This window comes from Vreelandella andesensis, assembly GCF_003989795.1.
Classification (GTDB): domain Bacteria; phylum Pseudomonadota; class Gammaproteobacteria; order Pseudomonadales; family Halomonadaceae; genus Vreelandella; species Vreelandella andesensis.
The window spans coordinates 96,566-117,774 of the sequence record NZ_RZHG01000028.1; the positions used below are offsets into that span (position 1 = coordinate 96,566).

22 protein-coding genes and 4 tRNA genes are annotated in these 21,209 nt (G+C 49.0%); 8 read left to right on the top strand and 18 right to left on the bottom strand.

The window, feature by feature from the left end:
- Positions 1-22 precede the first annotated feature (22 nt).
- From ELY33_RS15315 to ELY33_RS15335, 5 genes are all read right to left on the bottom strand, one after another.
- Positions 23-1,528, bottom strand: coding sequence for a fumarate hydratase (locus ELY33_RS15315; RefSeq protein ID WP_126948775.1), 1,506 nt, complete (start codon positions 1,526-1,528; stop codon positions 23-25).
- Between the two features lie 182 nt (positions 1,529-1,710).
- Positions 1,711-2,535 carry an endonuclease VIII gene (gene nei, locus ELY33_RS15320; RefSeq protein WP_126948776.1) on the bottom strand — a complete coding sequence of 275 codons (825 nt, stop codon included), beginning with the start codon at positions 2,533-2,535 and terminating at the stop codon, positions 1,711-1,713.
- 3 nt (positions 2,536-2,538) lie between these two features.
- On the bottom strand, positions 2,539-4,563 hold the full coding sequence (gene uvrB / locus ELY33_RS15325; protein WP_126948777.1) for an excinuclease ABC subunit UvrB: 2,025 nt from the start codon (positions 4,561-4,563) through the stop codon (positions 2,539-2,541).
- A 26-nt stretch (positions 4,564-4,589) separates the two neighbouring features.
- Positions 4,590-4,997: an OsmC family protein gene (locus ELY33_RS15330; RefSeq protein WP_126948778.1), complete on the bottom strand. Its 408-nt coding sequence runs from the start codon at positions 4,995-4,997 to the stop codon at positions 4,590-4,592.
- Positions 4,997-5,194, bottom strand: coding sequence for a hypothetical protein (locus ELY33_RS15335; RefSeq protein ID WP_126948779.1), 198 nt, complete (start codon positions 5,192-5,194; stop codon positions 4,997-4,999). The genes ELY33_RS15330 and ELY33_RS15335 overlap by 1 nt, the downstream gene beginning before the upstream one ends.
- A 178-nt stretch (positions 5,195-5,372) precedes the next feature.
- On the opposite strand from ELY33_RS15335, the gene ygfZ reads away from it, so the two are divergent.
- Positions 5,373-6,341 carry a CAF17-like 4Fe-4S cluster assembly/insertion protein YgfZ gene (ygfZ, locus tag ELY33_RS15340; RefSeq protein ID WP_126948780.1) on the top strand — a complete coding sequence of 323 codons (969 nt, stop codon included), beginning with the start codon at positions 5,373-5,375 and terminating at the stop codon, positions 6,339-6,341.
- On the opposite strand, the gene ELY33_RS15345 is transcribed toward ygfZ, so the two are convergent.
- The 8 genes from ELY33_RS15345 to ELY33_RS15380 form a co-directional block, all read right to left on the bottom strand.
- Positions 6,338-7,129, bottom strand: a complete 792-nt coding sequence (locus tag ELY33_RS15345) for a TatD family hydrolase (RefSeq protein ID WP_126948781.1) — start codon at positions 7,127-7,129, stop codon at positions 6,338-6,340. The two genes, ygfZ and ELY33_RS15345, sit on opposite strands and share 4 nt — an antisense overlap.
- A 41-nt stretch (positions 7,130-7,170) precedes the next feature.
- Positions 7,171-8,760 carry a peptide chain release factor 3 gene (locus tag ELY33_RS15350; RefSeq protein ID WP_126948782.1) on the bottom strand — a complete coding sequence of 530 codons (1,590 nt, stop codon included), beginning with the start codon at positions 8,758-8,760 and terminating at the stop codon, positions 7,171-7,173.
- A 246-nt stretch (positions 8,761-9,006) separates the two neighbouring features.
- The gene (locus ELY33_RS15355; RefSeq protein WP_126948783.1) at positions 9,007-9,216 is read right to left on the bottom strand and encodes a putative motility protein; all 210 of its coding nucleotides are present in this window, start codon (positions 9,214-9,216) and stop codon (positions 9,007-9,009) included.
- A 104-nt stretch (positions 9,217-9,320) separates the two neighbouring features.
- Positions 9,321-10,562, bottom strand: a complete 1,242-nt coding sequence (locus ELY33_RS15360) for an NAD(P)/FAD-dependent oxidoreductase (RefSeq protein ID WP_126948784.1) — start codon at positions 10,560-10,562, stop codon at positions 9,321-9,323.
- Between the two features lie 574 nt (positions 10,563-11,136).
- A tRNA-His gene (locus tag ELY33_RS15365) sits at positions 11,137-11,211 on the bottom strand.
- Between the two features lie 43 nt (positions 11,212-11,254).
- Positions 11,255-11,329 (bottom strand) — tRNA-His (locus ELY33_RS15370).
- 57 nt (positions 11,330-11,386) lie between these two features.
- Positions 11,387-11,463, bottom strand: a tRNA-Arg gene (locus tag ELY33_RS15375).
- Between the two features lie 92 nt (positions 11,464-11,555).
- Positions 11,556-11,632, bottom strand: a tRNA-Pro gene (locus ELY33_RS15380).
- Between the two features lie 231 nt (positions 11,633-11,863).
- On the opposite strand from ELY33_RS15380, the gene folD reads away from it, so the two are divergent.
- Both folD and mtnN read left to right on the top strand, forming a co-directional pair.
- The gene (folD, locus tag ELY33_RS15385) at positions 11,864-12,730 is read left to right on the top strand and encodes a bifunctional methylenetetrahydrofolate dehydrogenase/methenyltetrahydrofolate cyclohydrolase FolD (RefSeq protein ID WP_126948785.1); all 867 of its coding nucleotides are present in this window, start codon (positions 11,864-11,866) and stop codon (positions 12,728-12,730) included.
- 48 nt (positions 12,731-12,778) lie between these two features.
- The gene (mtnN, locus tag ELY33_RS15390; protein ID WP_126948786.1) at positions 12,779-13,492 is read left to right on the top strand and encodes a 5'-methylthioadenosine/S-adenosylhomocysteine nucleosidase; all 714 of its coding nucleotides are present in this window, start codon (positions 12,779-12,781) and stop codon (positions 13,490-13,492) included.
- 78 nt (positions 13,493-13,570) lie between these two features.
- On the opposite strand, the gene pyrC is transcribed toward mtnN, so the two are convergent.
- A complete protein-coding gene (gene pyrC, locus ELY33_RS15395; protein ID WP_126948787.1) occupies positions 13,571-14,608 on the bottom strand; it encodes a dihydroorotase in 1,038 nt (345 codons plus the stop codon).
- Between the two features lie 178 nt (positions 14,609-14,786).
- Here pyrC and ELY33_RS15400 point away from each other — a divergent pair, with 178 nt between their 5' ends.
- Genes ELY33_RS15400 through ELY33_RS15410 form a run of 3 tightly spaced genes read left to right on the top strand, consistent with a single transcriptional unit; the run spans position 14,787 to position 17,061 of the window.
- Complete coding sequence (locus ELY33_RS15400; RefSeq protein ID WP_126948898.1) at positions 14,787-15,203, top strand: hypothetical protein; 417 nt, start codon at positions 14,787-14,789, stop codon at positions 15,201-15,203.
- Positions 15,204-15,210: 7 nt separating this feature from the next.
- A complete protein-coding gene (locus ELY33_RS15405; protein WP_126948788.1) occupies positions 15,211-16,485 on the top strand; it encodes an ATP-binding protein in 1,275 nt (424 codons plus the stop codon).
- A gap of 36 nt (positions 16,486-16,521) precedes the next feature.
- Positions 16,522-17,061, top strand: a complete 540-nt coding sequence (locus ELY33_RS15410) for a response regulator transcription factor (protein WP_126948789.1) — start codon at positions 16,522-16,524, stop codon at positions 17,059-17,061.
- 52 nt (positions 17,062-17,113) lie between these two features.
- On the opposite strand, the gene ELY33_RS15415 is transcribed toward ELY33_RS15410, so the two are convergent.
- Positions 17,114-17,887 carry a 3-hydroxybutyrate dehydrogenase gene (locus tag ELY33_RS15415; RefSeq protein ID WP_126948790.1) on the bottom strand — a complete coding sequence of 258 codons (774 nt, stop codon included), beginning with the start codon at positions 17,885-17,887 and terminating at the stop codon, positions 17,114-17,116.
- 75 nt (positions 17,888-17,962) lie between these two features.
- Positions 17,963-18,400, bottom strand: coding sequence for a [NiFe]-hydrogenase assembly chaperone HybE (hybE, locus tag ELY33_RS15420; RefSeq protein WP_126948791.1), 438 nt, complete (start codon positions 18,398-18,400; stop codon positions 17,963-17,965).
- Positions 18,401-18,540: 140 nt separating this feature from the next.
- Here hybE and ELY33_RS15425 point away from each other — a divergent pair, with 140 nt between their 5' ends.
- A complete protein-coding gene (locus ELY33_RS15425) occupies positions 18,541-18,804 on the top strand; it encodes a GrxA family glutaredoxin (RefSeq protein WP_126948792.1) in 264 nt (87 codons plus the stop codon).
- A 110-nt stretch (positions 18,805-18,914) separates the two neighbouring features.
- Positions 18,915-19,682, top strand: a complete 768-nt coding sequence (locus ELY33_RS15430) for a VOC family protein (protein ID WP_126948793.1) — start codon at positions 18,915-18,917, stop codon at positions 19,680-19,682.
- Between the two features lie 32 nt (positions 19,683-19,714).
- Here the strand turns inward: ELY33_RS15430 and ELY33_RS15435 are convergent, their stop codons facing one another.
- Both ELY33_RS15435 and ELY33_RS15440 read right to left on the bottom strand, forming a co-directional pair.
- Positions 19,715-20,380 carry a CoA transferase subunit B gene (locus ELY33_RS15435; protein ID WP_126948794.1) on the bottom strand — a complete coding sequence of 222 codons (666 nt, stop codon included), beginning with the start codon at positions 20,378-20,380 and terminating at the stop codon, positions 19,715-19,717.
- A 45-nt stretch (positions 20,381-20,425) separates the two neighbouring features.
- On the bottom strand, positions 20,426-21,124 hold the full coding sequence (locus ELY33_RS15440) for a CoA transferase subunit A (RefSeq protein WP_126948795.1): 699 nt from the start codon (positions 21,122-21,124) through the stop codon (positions 20,426-20,428).
- Positions 21,125-21,209 lie beyond the last annotated feature (85 nt).

Here is a 21,209-nt window from a genome sequence, read left to right on the forward strand (position 1 = left end):
CAGTTTTACTGCCATCAGTTTGCTACGCCTTTTGCGCAATGATCTCCTTCCATTTGGCAGGGCCTGTTTGATGGACAGAGGTTCCCAGGCTATCAACAGCTACCGTGACCGGCATATCTTCAACTTCAAATTCGTAAATTGCCTCCATACCCAAATCTTCAAAACCAACAACACGGGATTTCTTAATTGCCTGGGCAACAAGGTAGGCAGAACCGCCAACAGCCATTAAATAAACCGCTTCATTATCTCGAATGGCATCAATGGCGCTCTGGCCACGCTCGGCCTTACCAACCATGCCAAGCAAGCCAGTTTCTTCAAGCATGGTGCGGGTGAATTTATCCATCCGGGTAGCGGTGGTTGGACCAGCAGGCCCAACAACTTCGTCACCTACCGGATCAACAGGACCAACGTAGTAAATAAAGCGGCCTTTCATATCAACGGGCAATGGCTCGCCCTTGGCAATCATATCCACCATACGTTTATGTGCCGCATCACGACCGGTTAATAACTTGCCGTTCAGCAGTAACGTATCGCCTGGTTGCCAGGTTTTTACTTCCTCAGGAGTAACGGTATCGAGATTAACGCGTTTAACGTTGTCTCCCGCTTCCCGAGTAATTTCTGGCCAGTCTTCAAGTTTAGGCGCAGCAAGTGCCACTGGGCCGCTGCCATCAAGTGTGAAATGTGCGTGACGTGTGGCTGCGCAGTTGGGGATAATAGCCACAGGCTTATTCGCCGCATGGGTTGGGTAGTCTTTAACCTTAATATCCAGCACCGTGGTTAAGCCACCTAAACCCTGCGCACCGATACCGCTCTTATTCACTTTATCGAACAGCTCCAGACGTAGCTCTTCGGCGCGGTTGCTAGGACCTCGCGCTTGTAAATCTTGAATATCAACAGGGTCCAATAGCGCTTCTTTGGCAATGATCATCGCCTTTTCAGCGGTACCACCGATACCGATACCGAGCATACCTGGCGGACACCAGCCTGCACCCATTTTAGGCAACTGTTCCATCACCCAGTCAACGACACTATCGGAAGGATTTAGCATCGCAAACTTAGACTTTGCCTCACTGCCACCGCCTTTGGCGGCTACGTGAATATCGACCTTATCGCCAGGTACAATCGAGTGGTGAATAATTGCCGGCGTGTTGTCTTTGGTATTTGCTCGCTTACCGTCGGGATCAGCGAGAACGGATGCACGAAGCACGTTATCCGGCAATTGATAGGCGCGGCGAACGCCTTCATTAATCATGTCATCGAGGCTCAGCTCGGCCTCCCATGTGACGTTCATACCCACATGAACAAATACCGTCACGATGCCCGTATCTTGACAAATTGGACGATGGCCAGTGGCACACATTCTTGAATTAATTAAGATTTGTGCAATCGCATCCTTTGCAGCAGGGTTTTCTTCCCGCTCATAAGCATCCGCCATTGCATCAATAAAATCTTTCGGATGGTAGTAAGAGATGTACTGCAGAGCATCGGCAACGCTCTGAATGACGTCGTCCTGGCGAATCACGGTCATGGACTAACAACTCCTCTGTTATCGTCTTAGCTGCGGCTTCTATAACGGCCGTCTAGATGTGTAGTTAGTATACCTTATTGGCCTTTATACGGCAGCCACAACCAGCACCAACCTGTTTACGCTCAGTACGTCTTCAGTCTTGCGTATTTTTGTAGTTTATAAAAGATAACGGTATAAGTTTATTAGCCAATTGGTTGGCACGTTGGACACAAATACAAGCGACGAGATCCAACCATCATCCGCTCTATAACCGAACCACAGCGGTGACAGGAAAGCCCAGCACGTTCGAACACACTAAAACGCCATTGCCTTCGCGGCTCACCGGAAGCAACCGCTTGTTTAATCCAGGCCTCGCGATTGGTGACGCCAGCTTGTAAATACGCCTGACGCGTCGTTTCCACGATCATAGTGCTAAGCACATCTAATTGATTCGTCGTTAAGTCAAAAGGACGCTTCTTGGGGTGCACGTTAGATAAAAACAGAATTTCTGAGCGCAAGTAGTTCCCCAAGCCAGCGACTAGCCGTTGATCAAGTAACAGCGCACCAAGGCTTCTGCGCATAAACACAGGATCAGTTAGACGTTGCCTGACATCATTAGGAGCTACCTTTTGGCTTAGCAAATCTGGCCCAAGGCGAGACAAGAAAGGATGATGTGGCAGCTCGTTCTCATGCCACAGCGAAATATCTGATGCACTGTAAAGGCTGGCTGCCTTACCCTCAGCGACCAGCCGGACACGTAATGACCTTTTTGTGTTTGGCGGCTTATTTTCGCTATGCAACTTCCAAACGCCATAGAGCTGATTATGGGAATACAACACTCGTAGGTCTGCAAAACGGATCAGCATGGCTTTTCCCCATGTGTCCACTGCCTGAACCCGCTGTCCAATCAGGGAGCCCGCCTGCTTGGCGAGTTCGGGAAATGCGAACCAAGCATCATCAAGATGCTTGCCACCTATCTGCTTCTCTATTCTATCCGCTGCACGGCGGATCTCGGGGCCTTCAGGCATCGTTTATCCTAGCGCCAGCTGTTTTTCTTGCATTTGATGAAGTTGATCACGAAGTCTCGCCGCTTCTTCAAACTCCAGGTTCTGTGCAGCTTCAAACATAGCGTCTTCTAGCTTACTGATAGCCCCCAACAGGTCATGTTTACTCATTGTGGCCACATCATACTCAGCAGCACTTTCCGCCACTTTCCGCTCATTGCCACGCCGACGACTGCTCTTTTTACCCGGTGTCTGAGCGGCTTCAAGAATATCCGCCACAGAGCGCGTCACAGTGGTTGGCGTAATACCATGCTCTTGGTTGTGGACAGTTTGCTTTGCTCGCCGACGCTCGGTTTCATCGATTGCTTTGCGCATTGAATCGGTGATTCTGTCGCCGTATAAGATAGCTTTGCCATGGGCGTTACGGGCGGCACGGCCAATGGTTTGAATCAACGAGCGTTCAGCACGTAAGAAACCTTCTTTATCCGCATCCAAGATGGCAACAAGCGACACTTCGGGAATATCTAAGCCTTCTCGGAGTAGATTGATGCCTACCAAAACATCGAACTTACCAAGACGCAGGTCGCGGATGATTTCTACGCGCTCAACGGTATCAATATCCGAATGTAAATAGCGTACCCGAATACCGTGCTCATCAAAGTAATCGGTAAGATCCTCTGCCATACGTTTGGTTAGCGTCGTCACAAGAACACGCTCGCCTACAGCGGTGCGTAAGCCAATTTCCGAGAGCAAATCATCGACCTGCGTACTGGCAGGGCGAACTTCAATTTCTGGGTCTAACAACCCCGTTGGACGCACCACTTGCTCGACAACTTGACTGGCATGCTCAGCTTCATATTTGCCTGGTGTTGCCGAAACAAAGATAGTTTGTGGGGAAATAGATTCCCACTCTTCAAATTTCATTGGACGGTTATCGAGCGCCGATGGTAGCCGGAAACCATATTCAACCAGGGTCTCTTTCCTAGAACGGTCTCCTTTATACATACCGCCGACCTGGGGCACGCTTACATGGGACTCATCTATGAACAGCAGCGCATCGTCGGGCAGATAGTCGAAGAACGTTGGGGGCGGCTCGCCAGGAGCGCGTCCAGATAGATAGCGTGAATAGTTTTCAATGCCGTTGCAGTAGCCAAGCTCCAGCATCATTTCTATATCGTAAAGGGTGCGCTGCTCTAAACGCTGCGCTTCAACCAATCGCTCATGTTTACGCATCCACTCAAGACGCTCTTTAAGCTCTGCCTTGATCGCGTCAATAGCGCCTAAAATGGTCTCTCGCGGGGTGACATAGTGCGATTTCGGGTAGATGGTCATGCGGGGCACATGGGTGCGCACCTCGCCTGTCAATGGGTCAAACAGGCGAATAGAATCAACTTCGTTGTCGAATAACTCCACCCTCACTGCTTCTTCCTCAGAATCTGCAGGGAAAATATCAATGACATCGCCACGCACCCGATAGGTGCCTCGACGGAAATCCATATCGTTGCGTGTGTACTGCAGTTCAGCTAACCGACGTAAAAAGGCACGCTGGTCGATTAACTCACCTCGAGTGAAATGCAGCCGCATCTTAAGGTACTGGTCGGGATCACCAAGACCATAGATCGCAGATACCGAGACAACGATAAGCGCGTCACGCCGTTCCAACAGTGCCTTCGTAGCGGATAAACGCATTTGCTCGATGTGGTCGTTTATTGAAGCATCTTTCTCAATAAACGTGTCTGAAGAAGGGACATAGGCTTCCGGCTGATAATAATCATAATAAGAGACAAAATACTCTACCGCGTTATCGGGGAAAAACGACTTGAACTCGCCGTATAATTGAGCGGCTAGCGTTTTATTCGGCGCCATCACGATGGTTGGTCTCTGCTGCTGCTGCACAACGTTTGCCATCGTGAACGTCTTACCCGAGCCAGTCACCCCTAATAAAGTCTGATGGGCAAGTCCCGACTCAAGCCCACTGATCAGGCTGCGTATCGCGGCGGGCTGATCACCAGCAGGCTTAAATTTTGACTGCAGCCGGAATTCCTTGCTCATCATTACTCCTTCAGGAGGATAGTGTACTACTCGGTAAACGTAGAAATTTCTATCGTCGCTTGGGTCATCAACCGCTGTATCGGACAGCGGTGGCTTATATCTTCCAGCTTGGCACGCTGCTCAGGGTCATCAATGCCATGCAAGGTAAGCGTGACAGCTAGTTTATAGACACCTTTTCTTTCCTCACTATCATCGCGCTGCACTTTAACGGTGATGCCTTCGAGAGGCCATTCTTTGCGTTTGGCATACATTTGCACAGTAATCGCTTTGCAGGTGCCTAGTGCGATATCAAAATAATCATGCGGGTCAGGCGCACTGCCGTCACCTCCTACTATCGGTGGAACATCTCCATACAAATCTTCCAAGCCGTTAACTTCGATACGCTGACGAAATGTATGATTACGTTCACTAATAATGGTTATTGGCTTGTGCATCAGGATACCTTTATGCCCAGGTTTAACTTTTCGACAGCTTTTATAAGCGTTTCACGCTTAGCACGCCCCTCTACCTCAGCACCATAGCGCCCTACCTCAGCACTATCGACGCCATCCAGTATCATCAGCGCCGTGGTTATCTTATTCACTTGATCTGCCGTTGTGACACCGTTAAACGTTAATGATTGATATGCCATTCCTTGCCCTTTCCTTCACTAGGTTGAAGTAAGTGTGCTGAAAAAAAGCTATGCAGAACTGATACAGGCGTAAAAGTCTAGCACGCATTAGAACCCTTGCAATCTGCGAGCAGTGCCCGCACCTTTAAAACAAATACGATTACGTTACGTTTACCCTATTTTGCCTTATGGAGTCACTATGGCGACTACCTCTTCGCTACTCAAGATGAGCGGCTGTGCTCGTTTGCCTCACCTCGCTGCCTTAGATGTCAAAGGTGCAGATGCTGAAAAATTCTTACAAGGACAAACAAGCGCGCAGGTTAGTTTAGCCAATGGCTTTTTCGCGCCTCTTACCTGCTTTTGTACCCCAAAGGGAAGAATGCTAGCCAATGCTCAACTGCTGAAAATCAGCAACGAACATTATAGGCTACTGCTGAGTACGTCACTGGTCGATATGCTCGTCAACCATTTAGCTAAATTCGCCGCTTTTTATCGCGTCGAATTGCAGGCTCAGCCATCAATGGTCATTGTAGGCGCCAGCGAAAGCGCCAACGAGGCTGCTCAAGCGTTTGGTTTGTCCCTCCCTGATCAACCTTATACCCATCACACCAATTCACAAGCAACAGTTCTGCGCCTGCCTGGCCAAGGGCGCTGGCTAATCAGTGTAGAAAACACTGCGGAACATCACGCCCTAAAACCAAACGACGATAGAGATGCGCTCAACACGTGGCTATTAGAAGATATTCGCAGTGGTTTAGCGTGGTTAACGGCCCAGCAGCAAGAACATTTCCTACCGCAGATGTTGAACTGGGAAGCCCTTGGGGGGATAAGTTTTAAGAAAGGTTGCTATACGGGGCAAGAAGTCGTCGCACGAGCGCATTTCCGTGGCCAAGTGAAAAAACGCTTGGTACGGGTAACAACCACTTCTGACAGTTTACCCAGCGTCGGCGACTCGATAGTCGATGAACAAGACAAAACCGTGTGTGAAGTGGTTAGTAGTGCGTTTAGCGCTGACCAGCAAGTTGAGCTACTCGCCGTCGCGAGTACTAAAGCCATTGAAGCGCTAACTCCTCTCTATTGGCAGGGGCACCCGATAACACTCTGCGACCTCCCCTATACCATTGAACGTCTGGATCCTGAACAATTAGCCAGCAGCCTAACAGCCTAGTGAGAGTTATAAAGCGGGAGTTGAAATAACCGAATAGCATTTGCACTGCTCTGTGACGCTATCTGTTCAAGTGGTTGACAACGCAGCTTTGCTACTGTGCTTGCCACCCTTACTACCCTGCTCGGTTCATTACGCTGGCCCTGATACCCGCTAAGCGGCATATCAGGGCTGTCAGTCTCTAGCACAAAGCCATTGTCGGGCAAGCGCGAAACCACGCCACGCAGACGCTTTGCCCGCTCGTAGGTAATCGTGCCTCCTAAGCCCAGGGTATACCCCAAATCGAGAAACTTAGCGGCCTGCTCATAAGAACCTGAGAACGCATGAATAAGGCCTCCCTTGGGAAGCGCCAACTCGCGGAGCCGTTTGCCCACCTGATCATTGGCGGTTACGCAGTGCACTACAACAGGTAGATCGAACTGTTTAGCAAGGCGAAGCTGCGCATCAAAATAGACCCACTGCTTATCTAGTGTTTCCGTAAAACGGCCATCGATACCGCACTCACCTACTGCCACAAAGCGCGTTCCCGCCTGAGTTTTCTGCTCAGCTAATAGCTGTTCCAGTGCGGCTAAATCTTGATGTGAGTGCTCGTCAACAAAATAAGGGTGTAAACCCACACACAGACTTACATCTTTACGCGCGCCTAGCGCCAGCACACATGGCCACTTGGAACGCGTCGTTGAAGGCACAATAAAGTGTTCAACACCCACCGCCCTGGCATTTTTAATAACCGCATCGCGATCATCGTCAAATGCCGCAAAATCCAAATGACAGTGAGCATCAATCAACATAGAAATTCAACGCAGAAAGATCAACGTAGAGAGTAGCTAAATCAATGCTCTCGGGTGGGTTGAAAGCGAATATCCGGCCAGCGCTCTTGCGTCATCTGCAGATTCACCCGCGTTGGTGCAATGTAGGTCAGATAACCACCACCATCGATGGCGAGGTTGGCGCTGGCTTTACGCTTAAACTCCTCTAGCATCTTAGTATCTTCGCAATAGACCCAGCGCGCCGTTTGTACATTAACACCTTCATACACGCAGTCCACTTTGTACTCTTCCTTCAATCGATGGGCCACCACATCAAACTGAAGCGTACCAACGGCTCCTAGGATCAAGTCATTATTATCCACCGGCATAAAGACCTGGGTAGCGCCCTCTTCAGAGAGCTGTTGCAGCCCTTTTTGTAACGCTTTCATTTTTAGTGGATCTTTTAAACGAACGCGTTTGAACAACTCTGGTGCAAAGTGGGGAATGCCGGTAAAGCGCATATCTTCACCCACTGTAAAGGTATCGCCTATCTGAATCGTGCCGTGGTTATGCAAGCCAATAATATCACCTGGCCACGCTTCCTCCACCTGAGAACGGTCTGATGCCATGAACGTTAGGGCATCGGCAATCTTCACATCTTTGCCTATCCGTACGTGACGCATCTTCATATTCTTTTCGTACTTACCAGAACACACACGCAAGAAGGCAATGCGGTCACGATGATTAGGATCCATATTCGCCTGGATTTTGAATACGAAGCCAGTAAAACGATCATCGTGAGCCGTTACTTCGCGAGTATCTGTTTCGCGCGGCTGGGGCGGTGGCGCATATTCAACAAATCCATCCATCATTTCCCGCACGCCGAAATTACCCATTGCAGTACCAAAATACACGGGCGACAGATCACCACGACGATAGGCATCAAGATCAAACTGATGGGAGGCTCCGCGCACCAATTCAACTTCCATACGCAGTTCTTCAGCTTGCTCTTCGCCTAGCACAGCATCGACTTCAGGGCTATCTAACCCCTCAATTCGCTTGTCATCTGGAATACGGCTGCCTTGCCCTTGCGTATAAAGATGAATGACATCGTTGTAGAGGTGATACACGCCCTTAAAGTGCCGCCCCATGCCAATGGGCCATGTTATAGGCGCGCACTGAATGTTTAGCACGGTTTCTACTTCATCCATCACTTCAATGGGATCGCGAATATCGCGGTCCATCTTATTAATGAACGTAAGTATGGGCGTTGTGCGCAAGCGACATACTTCCATTAGCTTAATGGTACGGTCCTCAACACCTTTCGCACCATCAATCACCATTAATGCGGAATCAACCGCTGTTAACGTACGATAAGTATCTTCAGAAAAGTCTTCGTGCCCCGGGGTATCCAGCAAGTTAACGATACGCCCGCCGTAGGGGAACTGCATCACTGACGTTGTGACCGAGATACCACGCTCTTGCTCCATCTTCATCCAATCGGATGTCGCGTGACGATCATTACGCTTGCTCTTAACAGAGCCTGCTAACTGAATCGCATTCCCGAACAACAGCATTTTTTCGGTGATGGTGGTTTTACCGGCGTCAGGGTGCGAAATAATCGCAAACGTACGGCGTAGTTCTGCTTCGCGCGCTAATTTGGCGTCAGACATGGAGTTCTCTAAAAATGGTGCAACATTAAGACTGGGTTGGTGCCGTACATACCGGCGTTCACATGGATATATGTTAACGCAACTAGGCCGTTGCGGCATACCATGGATACCAAAGGGGTGATCAAGAAGGTAGGCACTAGCATTTTAAACAGGGGGACTACGACAGCTACTAAAAAAAGCCGTTGCAGATTGCCTTTAAAAAAAGCGCCGAATTAGTCGGCGCTTTGGTCATCCATGTTTGCCCAGCTAGGCATACGTATTGATTTGCGTACCAACATTACCCTCTTGAGCAAGGTCTGGCTGAGCCCCCATGTTGGCAGAAGCAAGTACTTCTGACACTTGCTGTGACTGCATATCAAGAGATTGCTTAAACAGCTGCATTTGCGCTTGCTCAGCCGTTTGCGCTTGGTTCATATATAGTGCGGTGCTCACTGCGTTGCTTACGGCAACATCCATCTTTCACCTCACAATTGTGGAATGTAGCTTTAAGATAGCAAACACCATGCTTTATCACCAAGCGCTCATCCTATTAAACGCTTAGAAATAAGTAGCTCATTAGCTTAAAAACGGTCAGCTCTAAAAGGTGCCATATCAATCTCGGTCGGCTTACCTTCCATCATATCTGCTAGTAACTGCCCGGTAGCAGGCCCCAGCGTGAACCCCTGGTGACCATGACCGAAAGCTAACCACAGGCCAGAATGCTTAGGAGCCGGGCCAATCACAGGCTTCATATCCGGCAAGCAGGGTCGCGCTCCCTTCCAGGCAGACGCTTCTCTCCGCTCCCCGAGAGGAAATACTGAACGGGCAACTTTTTCTGCATCAGCTAACTGCTTCTCATCTGCTGGCGACTCAAGGCGATCAAGCTCAGCACCTGTGGTTAACCTCACGCCTGCATTCATAGGGGCAAGTAAATAACCGATCTCAGCATCCATCAACCAATAATGAAGTTTTGCGGAAGGTTGCGTGGTGTAGTGCATATGGTAACCACGCTTAACAAAGGTCGGAAAATGATAGCCTAAGCCTTTCAGCCAACTACCCGCCCAAGGCCCAAGGGCAACCACCACCTCGTCCACTTCCAAACATTCTGCGGCAGTATCAACTTGCCAGCGCTTACCTTGCTGCTGAACACCCTTTATATCGGTTTGCAGAACACGCCCACCTAACTGAGTAAACGAATCAGCATAGGCAGCAACCAAGGCACCTGGGTCAGCGACCGTCCACGGGTCGAGCCAGTGAATAGCGCCTATAATATCGCTGCCTAGATCAGGCTCTTTTTCAGCCAATCCTTCTCGGTCTAAAACTGCGAACTGAACACCGTAATGGTCGCGTGCTTCTTCTGCTTCTTTCACCCTTTGAGCAAGCTTTTTCGGGGTGCGATAAATCTCCAGCCAACCTTCCCTACGAACCAAATGATCAGCATTTGCTGCTTCAATCATAGGTTCGTGAGTCTTTAAACAGAGCTCTATCAATGACGCATACTCTGGCACTATTTTTTTATACAATCGGCTAGAGGAATTATGCCAGTAACTCAACAACGGCGAGGCAGCATTAATCATGCCAGCCGGCCGATAGCGAATATCAACACGTTTGTTTGGCAACACACTCATAATGGTTTTCATATCCCGCGGGAACGCATAAGGACGCACAGCTTCCCGCTGAATAATGCCGGCATTGCCAAAAGAGGTTTCTCGACCCGGCTGGTGACGATCGATCAGTGTTACTTGATGACCACGCTGCTGCAGTTGCCATGCAATGCTGACACCGACTATACCTGCCCCTAAAACCACCGTTTGACGCGCCATTGCGTTGCACTCCCTAGATAAAAATACCGACCAGTGTTCAGATGTCTATTATCGCCTAATAACTTACTGAAAAATATCACTAACTAAAAAGCATTAACATAGCTTAAAAAACTGTTTTAAGGTCAAATATTAGTAATAAACATTAAAACCACGGATAATACAGATGAGTTCACTATCTGCGTTGTCAAGATCATTAACATACCGGAATACTTCATACTAAAACCCTTTCCAGGCATCTCTTCAAGCGCGAGTTTTCACGGTTATTGAAGCGATATCGTGACAAGAAGCACAAGAAAAATTCGTGGCAATATCAGGTAGGGTATTTGAACTGGCGGTATAAATCTCAGGCAAAGCCTAGCGCCTATCACCTATTACCTATTACCTAGTAAAGATTTGCATGATGAACAATCAGGAAGGATGTGCAGAAGGAGGCTTATAAAATACGAGAATTTAAAAAACAAAAAAAGCCAGACACTGGTCAGCCTGGTTCTGGTGCAAAACATCTGGTGCAAAAACAATAGAGGAATCAAAAAAAAGGAGGGAGGGGAATAATTCAGGGAAAAATAAAACTTGATGGGGTGGATGATGGGGATCGAACCCACGACCACCGGAGCCACAATCCGGGGCTCTACCACTGAGCTACATCCACCACAAAAGAACTGAAGATTTGTAAATATAGTACTGGAATCAAATGGGGTGGATGATGGGGATCGAACCCACGACCACCGGAGCCACAATCCGGGGCTCTACCACTGAGCTACATCCACCATTGATTAAGTACTGAATTACATGCCTAACCGAATGCGTCCACAAAAAATTGTGGATGGCGCGCCCAGCAGGACTTGAACCCGCAACCTACGGCTTAGAAGGCCGTTGCTCTATCCGGTTGAGCTATGGGCGCACATGAAGCATTCAATAGAACCGAATACTAATGAGCACTTGACCACAACCAAAGTTTGGAAAAGCAATTTACTACCTTCCGCGTTAGGTATGTGGTCGGGATGGAGGGATTCGAACCCCCGACATCCTGCTCCCAAAGCAGGCGCGCTACCAGACTGCGCTACATCCCGATTTCTTACCTTTGACGCTGTTGCATGTCCGTCTCAAGCGAGGCATATATTACTATTTCTGAGATTAAAGTCAACACCTAAAGTGATTGATTCTTTAGAAGCTTTGCCTTGTCGCCCTAGCGTGCGAAAATCAGCCTTCTTCTAAAGTCCGTGACCGCCCTGCGCTTGAGCACGTTTTTTAGAAAAGCAGTCACTCAGCTTCGACTCCAACCTCAACAGGGATTCTATTACATGACCGCCCAACTTATCGATGGTAAAGCCATCGCCGCTAATGTCCGCCAGCAAGTTGCCGAGAAAATCAGCGCACGCCAGAAAGCTGGCGCTCGGGCACCTGGACTAGCTGTTGTTGTGGTCGGCGAGGACCCAGCCTCACATGTCTATGTGAGTAACAAACACCGCGCTTGTGAGCAGGCAGGAATACACTCCTTTCAACATGCACTGCCAGCCGATACGAAGCAGCATGAATTAGAAGCACTGGTCGATCAGTTAAACGAAGATGAAACAGTTGACGGTATTCTTGTTCAACTACCGCTGCCAGCGCACTTAGATTCTCGCCCTATTCTTGAGCGAATTCGTCCAGACAAAGACGTCGACGGCTTCCACCCTTACAACATTGGTCGGTTGGCACAGCGCATGCCTTCACTTAGACCCTGCACACCTAAGGGCATTATGACCATGCTGTCCCAAAGCGGCATTGCCGTGAGAGGCCTAGATGCCACTGTTGTCGGCGCTTCTAATATTGTCGGTCGGCCAATGGCTTTGGAGTTAATGTTAGCAGGCTGTACCACAACGGTATGCCACCGTTTTACCCAACAGCTAGAATCCCATGTACGCCGTGCTGATTTGGTCGTTGTGGCTGTCGGCAAGCCGGGCATTGTTAAAGGAGAGTGGATTAAACCCGGCGCTATCGTAATTGACGTTGGTATTAATCGCCAAGAAGACGGCACTCTTACCGGCGACGTTGATTTTAAAGCAGCAGCAGAGCGCGCCAGCTTCATAACGCCTGTGCCTGGCGGCGTTGGGCCAATGACCGTTGCTACATTACTTGAAAACACACTTGAAGCCGCTGAACGGCACGACAAAAGCTTAAATCGATAGGGCTACTAACGCCTCTGCAGATAACGATTTCTTAAGGAGTAAATACGCGTGCAACGTATCGGAATTATCGGCGCTATGGCGCAGGAAGTGAATATACTGGCTGAACAGTTAGAAGGTGCTGAACGTTATGAGCACGCTGGCTTCGTTTTTTATACAGGCACACGCCATGGCCTTGAGATTGTTGTACTGCAGTCCGGGATTGGTAAGGTCAACGCGGCAGTAGGTACCGCGATTCTACTTGAGCGGCACCAGCCTGATGCAATCATTAATACTGGCTCCGCAGGCGGCTTTGCATTTGATCTTAATATTGGCGATGTGATTATTTCGGATGAAGTTCGTCACCATGATGTTGACGCTGTGGTCTTTGGCTATGAGCTTGGCCAAGTGCCTGGAATGCCCGCCGCCTATCAGGCAGATAAGCAACTTCGAGATATCGCCCGCAATGCCATTGCAACACTAGGTGAAGTTAACGTGCGCGAAGGTCTCATCGCCACGGGTGATGCCTTTATGGCCGACCCAGAACGTGTCGCGACCACCCGTAAACAGTTTCCAACCATGTTAGCCGTAGAGATGGAAGGCGCTGCTATTGCACAAACATGCCATCTTTATAACTGCCCATTTGTGGTCATTCGTGCGCTTTCTGATATACCCGGCAGTGGTGACAACCATCTATCATTTGAGCAATTTTTAGACGTAGCAGCTGACCACTCATCACGCATGGTCGACCAGATGCTAATTGAACTCGGTAAGATCAAGAAATAGCCGCTAGCAAATACCGCTTAACCTATCAAACACGGAGCCAGTCGGCTCCGTGTTTGATCTGCTATCCAGCTATACACGTTATGCTTTCAGCTTCCATGCCAAGCTCTCACCCGCCATTAACGGAATAATATGCTGACCAGCCGTATAGGGATAATGCGCTGGAAGACTCCACGAACGACGCTCCAACGTGACGCTATCAGCATTAGTCGGCAATCCATAAAAACGCGGCCCGTTTAGACTGGCAAACGCTTCTAACTTGTCCAAGGCATCCATTTCTTCGAAGGCTGCTGCATAAAGCTCAATAGCAGCAGGCGCGGTGTATGCCCCTGCACAGCCGCAGCTAGACTCTTTATCCCCCTGGGCATGCGGCGCACTGTCGGTGCCTAGAAAGAATTTAGCGCTGCCACTGGTCGCCGCTTTCAACAATGCCTGGCGATGCTGCTCACGCTTTAAGATAGGCAAGCAGTAATAGTGAGGCCGAATACCACTTGCCAGCATTTTATTGCGGTTAAACAGTAAATGATGAGCCGTAATCGTGGCAGCAATGTTATCAGGCGCTGCAGCCACAAACTCAGCAGCTTGCTGAGTCGTAATATGCTCAAACACCACCTTGAGGTTTGGGTGTCGAGCCAAAAGGGGCTTCATCACCTGCTCAATAAACACCGCCTCTCGATCAAAAATATCAATCTCATGGTCGGTCACTTCACCATGAACCAATAGCGGCATACCCACTTTCGCTAGCATCGCAATCGTGTCATCGCAGTGCGCAATATCGGTAACACCTGATGCAGAATTAGTAGTAGCTCCCGCAGGATAAAGCTTAACGGCTTTTACAACACCGCTCTCGGCGGCACGCTCAATTTCTTCAGGGGGCGTCGTGTCCGTTAAATAGAGCGTCATCAGCGGTTCAAAGGCACTCCCTTCCGGCAACGCTGCTAAAATTCTCTGCCGATATGCTAGCGCTTGAGCAGTCGTGGTTACCGGCGGTTTTAAATTAGGCATAATAATCGCGCGACCCATTTGGGTGGCGGTATGGCCTACCACAGCGCTTAGCGCCTCATCATCACGTAAATGAAGATGCCAATCATCGGGGCGAGTCAACGTAATAGCGTCCACGGCAAGTCCTGTGCAGCAATGAATTGAGTAAAAGAGTTAGAACAGTATACCCAATACGGGTAACGGATAAATCTCCCCTATCCATCCCACAGCCGTTCTCAAGTGTCGTATCATGGCGACACTTTGTAAGATCAAGAGCGCTGTTTTTAGGGCGCTGTTTTTAAGGACTCGGTTTTTTATGCAGAATGTGCGTCGCTATGCGGACATTATCGCCAGTATTGAAGGATTACTATGGCTTGGTCTTGCCTGGTCGATATCCTTTTCAATGTATTTTGGAAGTACTGAACCGACAGTGGCTGTCCTATTCGTTGTTGGTGCATTGGTACTATTTGGTTGGGCGCACCGTCCAATGCGTTATTTATTGAAGCGCTACCATGTACGTAAACGCCGAACTGACATGTGGATTCATACGCTAGCACTGCCACTTTTGCTCGCTATGTTTTTCCATATCATGTTAGAGGCTGTAGTAGGCAGCACTTGGTTGCCTCCTAAAATGCTGTTATTTAACTTGCTTGCCTCAGCGGGATGGCTGACGTTCGTTATGACGTTATTTATAAAATATGTTATTCACAACGTAAAAGCATCGAGCAAATAACCACACCATGCCTACCGCCCTGCCGCTGCCACTTTCGACACCAAACCGTAACCTCGTTAGATTAACGATTGTTCGAGGGATTACCTGGACCGGCTTTTTACTGGCCATTATCGTTGGCATTGAGCTGCTCGCTTTCGATTTGCCCGTGACAGCAGTCGTCAGTGTTGTGATTGCCATGGGGATCCTCAATATCGTCACATGGTGGCGATTAGGCAGACCAAAAGCGGTTAACCATTTAGAGTACCTTGCCCACTTACTGGCAGATATTGCAGGCCTAACGCTGCTGTTTTATTTTTCAGGCGGTTCAACTAATCCCTTTATTACTTATTATCTAGTACCTGTCACCATTGCTGCCGCAACCCTTCCGTGGCGGCACGCCTGGATCATTGCCGCTTGCGCAATGGCGGGTTACACCTACTTGATGTTCTTTTATCACCCAATACCACAGCTTGGGCACATTAACAGCGACAGCCCGCTAAGCCTTCATGTATTGGGTATGTGGCTTAATTTCGGCTTATCAGCCGGTTTGGTCACATTCTTTATCTATAAGATGGCTCACGCACTGCGTAATCGAGACAAAGCACTATCACGCACACGAGAAGCTGCGCTGCGCAATGAACAAGTTTTAGCAGTCGCCACCCAGGCAGCAGGCACGGCTCATGAGCTCGGCACACCGCTTTCAACTATGGCCGTGCTGCTAAATGAAATGCAACAGGACGCGCCCGATGGCTCTCACTTACAACAAGATATCGCGATACTTCGTCAGCAGGTAGATGTGTGCAAATCACGCTTGCAGCACCTTGTTACGACAGCTGATCGTCGGCGTATGGCAGAACCAGAAGTACTAGACGCAGAGGTTTGGTTAGCATCCGTTGTGCAACGCTGGCTTGTTATTCGACCGGATGTTAGCCATTTTTTTGAAGTTGCTGAAAAACGTGGACGCCCCTGGATAGCCGTTGATGCCACCTTAGATCAAGCACTAACCAATTTACTAAATAACGCCGCCGATGCTAACCCAGAGCAAATTGGTATTCGTTTGGATTGGCAAGATGAAAGCGTTGTTATTGATATACGCGATCATGGCCCCGGCATCGCCATGTCGATTGCTGATCAGCTAGGCGACACGTTTATTTCCACCAAAAGCAAAGGCATGGGGATTGGTCTGTTTTTAACCCATGCCACCATTAATCGTTTCGGTGGTGGGGTAAGCCTGTACAATCATCCAGAAGGCGGTACGCTAACAGAAGTGACGTTGCCCCTTTGTTCCGCCCCTGATAAATGACAGCAGCGCAGCATTCGCCAGAAAATCGAGGACATCATGCAGACGCAAGACCAACGCCTTTTAATCGTCGACGATGATGAAATGTTTTGTCACGTGCTTAGCAGGGCACTTACACGCCGTGGATTTGAAGTCAACGTTGCACACGATGCTGATCAAGCAATGGCGCTAATCACACAGTTTATGCCCACAATGGCAACACTCGATCTTAAACTTGAACACAGCTCTGGCCTTAAGCTGCTTCCAGACATGCTGGCAAGCGCACCAAATTGCCGTATTGTGGTATTGACGGGTTATTCAAGCATCGCCACAGCGGTAGAAGCCATCAAACTTGGCGCCATTAACTACCTCTGTAAACCAGCAGATGCTGACGATGTTATTGCAGCCTTTGATCACCAGGATGGCGATCCAAATATTGAATTGGCGGATAATCCTCCATCCATCAACCGTATAACCTGGGAGCACATTCAAAAGGTGCTACAGGAACATGACGGCAACATTTCAGCAACGGCTAGAGCACTCGGTATGCATCGGCGAACGCTACAGCGGAAATTACAAAAGCGCCCTGTAAGACGCTAGCTTCCCGCCCTTTGCGTTACTGCAGCGCAAAGAGCGGGAAACTAGCTCGGTATTATTGGGCGGTCCATCCCAAATCGATGTTCCAACTAGAGCCTGTCACAGCCCCTGCCGCATCGGATGCCAAGTAGGCAACTAGTTGAGCAACTTCGGCAGGCTCGATCAAACGTTTTATAGCTGCGTTTTTCAGCATGATTTTTTCAATTACCTCTTGCTCTTCCATACCATGCAGCTTGGCTTGGTCGGCGATTTGATTATCCACTAAGGGTGTTTTTACATAGGCGGGGCAAATAGTATTAGCGGTAATCCCCTGCTCACCGCCCTCTAAAGCGGCAGTTTTCGTCAGGCCGATCATGCCATGCTTGGCACTGATATAAGCTGCTTTACCTGGCGAAGCAACCTGCGCATGAACAGACGCAATGTTGATCACACGTCCCCAGCCTTTCTTACGCATATGTGGCCATGCTGCTTGGGTAAGCAAAAAAGGAGCCGTCAGCATTAAATCAATAATTTGACGCCACTTCTCTTCAGGAAAAGTCTCAATAGAAGCAACGTGTTGAATGCCCGCATTGTTAACCAAAATATCGACACCACCGAAGCGTTTCACTGCATCAGCAATTGCCCCGCGACACGCGTCTGGATCGGTTAAATCCCCTTGATAAAACGCCGCGCCCGCCGCATCAGCCACCGCTTTACCAGCAGGGTTAAAGTCGACTGCTAGCACTTGGAAACCTTGATCACAGAAGTGCTTTACCACCGCTTCACCAATACCACTGCTGGTGCCAGTAACCACGGCGACACGGGGTGTAATAGCTTTTTCAGAGGACATAAACGTTCCTTTTAATAAGATTATGCATAATAAAATGAAAGGACAAACAGTTTAGATAGAGGTTGACGTTTCTGCCTAGTCGACCTCTGGAGAAGATTTATCAGATACCATTAGCTGCATCATCATACGCTGAGCCAACCTCGCAGCCTCCTGCATACTTTCAAGATCACTTAAACTTTCCAGAACGACGCGCTTATAAAGCTTGCTGCCATTAGGCAACTGCTCACATGAGAGCGAATAATGACCGGAAGGAAAGCAGAGATACAACGTCTTGCCCATCGGCTCGTGCTCAATATTGCTTGGCACAGCCACTAACCACATCGCACACGGTGTTATTAACGCACCCACCAGCAGCGACGCATACTTCCCTTGCCAGGGCTGAAAACAAAGCGCATCGACCCCAAGGCGAGGGTTATAATGATCCGCCAGCTTCATTGAACGCAGGTGTGTATCGCGATAATGCGATGCTAGTTCGGCTAGGCGTTCGTATTCTTGGGCAGTTAAGGTTCGCATACGATTTCCGATGTTTAAACGATCGCCAATAACACGACTTAATGGCGAGTGTAGTGTGGCGCTATTGGCCAAACTAAGCGGGCTACGCCACAATAGGCAACCTATTTATTCTATATTTTTATCTTAAAGGAGTTTCTGCAATGTTCGTGGTAATTTTCGGCCGTATGTCATGCCCTTTTTGCGTTCGTGCAAAACGTCTCGCTGAACAGTTGGAGAGCAATGGAAAAATAGAGGGCTATCGCTACGTTGATATGCCTTCAGAAGGTGTTACAAAAGAAGACATTGCAAAAACAGCTGGCAAGCCTATTCATACCGTTCCCCAAGTATTTATTGACCAACAGCACATCGGCGGCTTTACCGAGTTCGACCAATTTGTACGCCAACGGCAGCTTTTGGCCTCTTAACGCAGGCGTTAAAAGTGACGTTTATACCCGTTGAACAACCATGTCATCGCTTGCCTATACTGAAATAGGATATTTCAAATGACGTTCGATTAGGCGGCGAGGATATACCAATGCAGCGAGAGGAGTTTGTTCAACAGCTTTGGCTGGACTATGTACATACACACCCAGACCTTGGGGGACTCAGATTGTGGCCACTCAGCACATCGGCCGAATATTTAGCTTTAGTCACCCTAAACCATGGCCCTTTTGCTGCTAGCAAACTAAACGTCACCCTTGCACGTATGGGTTACCGCTCTGTTGGGTATTACGCCATGGCGGATAAAGGTCTTCTGGTGTACTTACTTGCACCCAATGACAACAGCAGTTGGTTAGTATTGGCAGAACTGCAGCTTGGTACGCTTTCAAAAGCCCCCCGGGAAGCGCTGACGCAGCTCATTTCACAAAGTCACCCAGCCGATTGCAAAGGACAAAACTTGCTGTGTCGAGGACGCCCATGGCCAATGCCCTCCTGGGCACTTTATCAGCAACTGCTACAGGCACACCCTCTCGCAGCTTGGTTAGCGGTCATGGGGCCCAGACTACATCACGCTGGATTTGACTGTTCAACGATTGGCGAATCCATCGACACTTTGCACAGCCATCTTGAAGGCTGCGGCATGATCAGTTTCGAAAGCCAACAAAACGACATATTTTCCGTTTCACCACTCATTAAACATCGGTTTTATCCTGCGATGCCGCAAAAAACCGTCTTCAATTTAGGTGATGAACATCGTCTTTGCTTGGGCGGCCTGGCGCTTGTGCAAAAACATGTTGGTGACGACCATGAACGTATTGCTGAAATACTGCTGCCGTTTCACACTCGCTGTGAAATGGCGTGAGCTATAACTCTATAGCCCACGCCTGTTGGGTGTTATTCAGCGTCGAAGGTCATTTCAGGAACGTGATCAGGCACGATCAGTTTCCCAGCGGTTTTTTCAACAATTTCTTCAACACTAACCCCCGGTGCGCGCTCTTTAAGAACAAAAGCACCATCTTTAATTTCCAAATAGGCAAGGTCGGTCAATACGCGATTAATGCAACCTGCCCCCGTTAAGGGAAGTGTACACTTCTCTAATAGCTTGGATTCACCGTGTTTCGAGGCATGCGTCATGGTGCAAATAATATTTTCTGCGCCAGCGACCAGATCCATGGCACCACCCATTCCTTTGATAAGTTTGCCTGGTACCATCCACGACGCAATATTACCTTCTTGGTCGACTTCAAAAGCACCCAGTACGGTCAAATCTACATGACCGCCACGAATCATAGCGAATGATTCTGCCGACGAAAAAATAGCCGCACCCGGGCGAGCAGTGACCGTTTGCTTACCGGCATTGATCATATCAGGGTCAATCTCTTCCTCGGTGGGAAAACGCCCCATTCCTAATAAACCATTTTCGGACTGCAACATGACATCAATGCCATCAGGCACATAGTTAGCAACCAACGTAGGGATGCCGATACCTAAATTAACGTAGAAGCCATCTTCAAGTTCACGTGCAACGCGCTGTGCCATTTGCTCACGTGTTAAAGCCATGGTGTATACCTCTTATTGAGTAAATATGTCTAAACCTGGGAGCGATCAGCTACGAACTGTGCGTTGTTCGATTCGTTTCTCGAATGAGCCTTGAATAATGCGATCCACATAGATACCGGGGGTATGGATCTGGCTTGGTTCCAATTCGCCTGGTTCAACAATTTCCTCAACTTCTACCACCGTTATTTTTCCAGCGGTAGCTGCCATAGGATTAAAGTTCTGTGCTGTATGGCGATACATGACGTTGCCATACCGGTCCGCTTTCCAGCCTTTAACAATCGCAAAATCACCGGTAATCGCTTCTTCTAAAATATAATGGCGACCATTAAATTCACGCACCTCTTTCCCATCACCAATGGGCGTGCCGTAGCCTGTAGCGGTATAAAATGCGGGAATACCTGCACCACCAGCACGCATTTTCTCGGCCAGCGTGCCTTGGGGTGTTAGTACAACTTCAATTTCATCATTGAGCATCTGCCGTTCGAACATAGCGTTCTCGCCGACATAAGAAGCGAGAATTTTACGAATCTGACGATCCTCGAGCAGCACACCCAGCCCAAAACCATCAACGCCGCAGTTGTTAGAAACGACCGTTAGATCGGTGACAGCCCTGCGCTTAATCTCGGCGATCAGATTTTCGGGAATACCGCAAAGGCCAAAGCCGCCAGCAATGACGGTCATACCGCTTTCGATACCTTCCATTGCTTCCTCATAGGAAGCTACACGCTTATCAAATCCTGCCATTGTTATGCCTCGCATTATTATCGGTGGTACGTTGCACGCGTCGTTATGATGCGGTTGGATCGGTAGAGTTAGTGTTGTCCTAGAT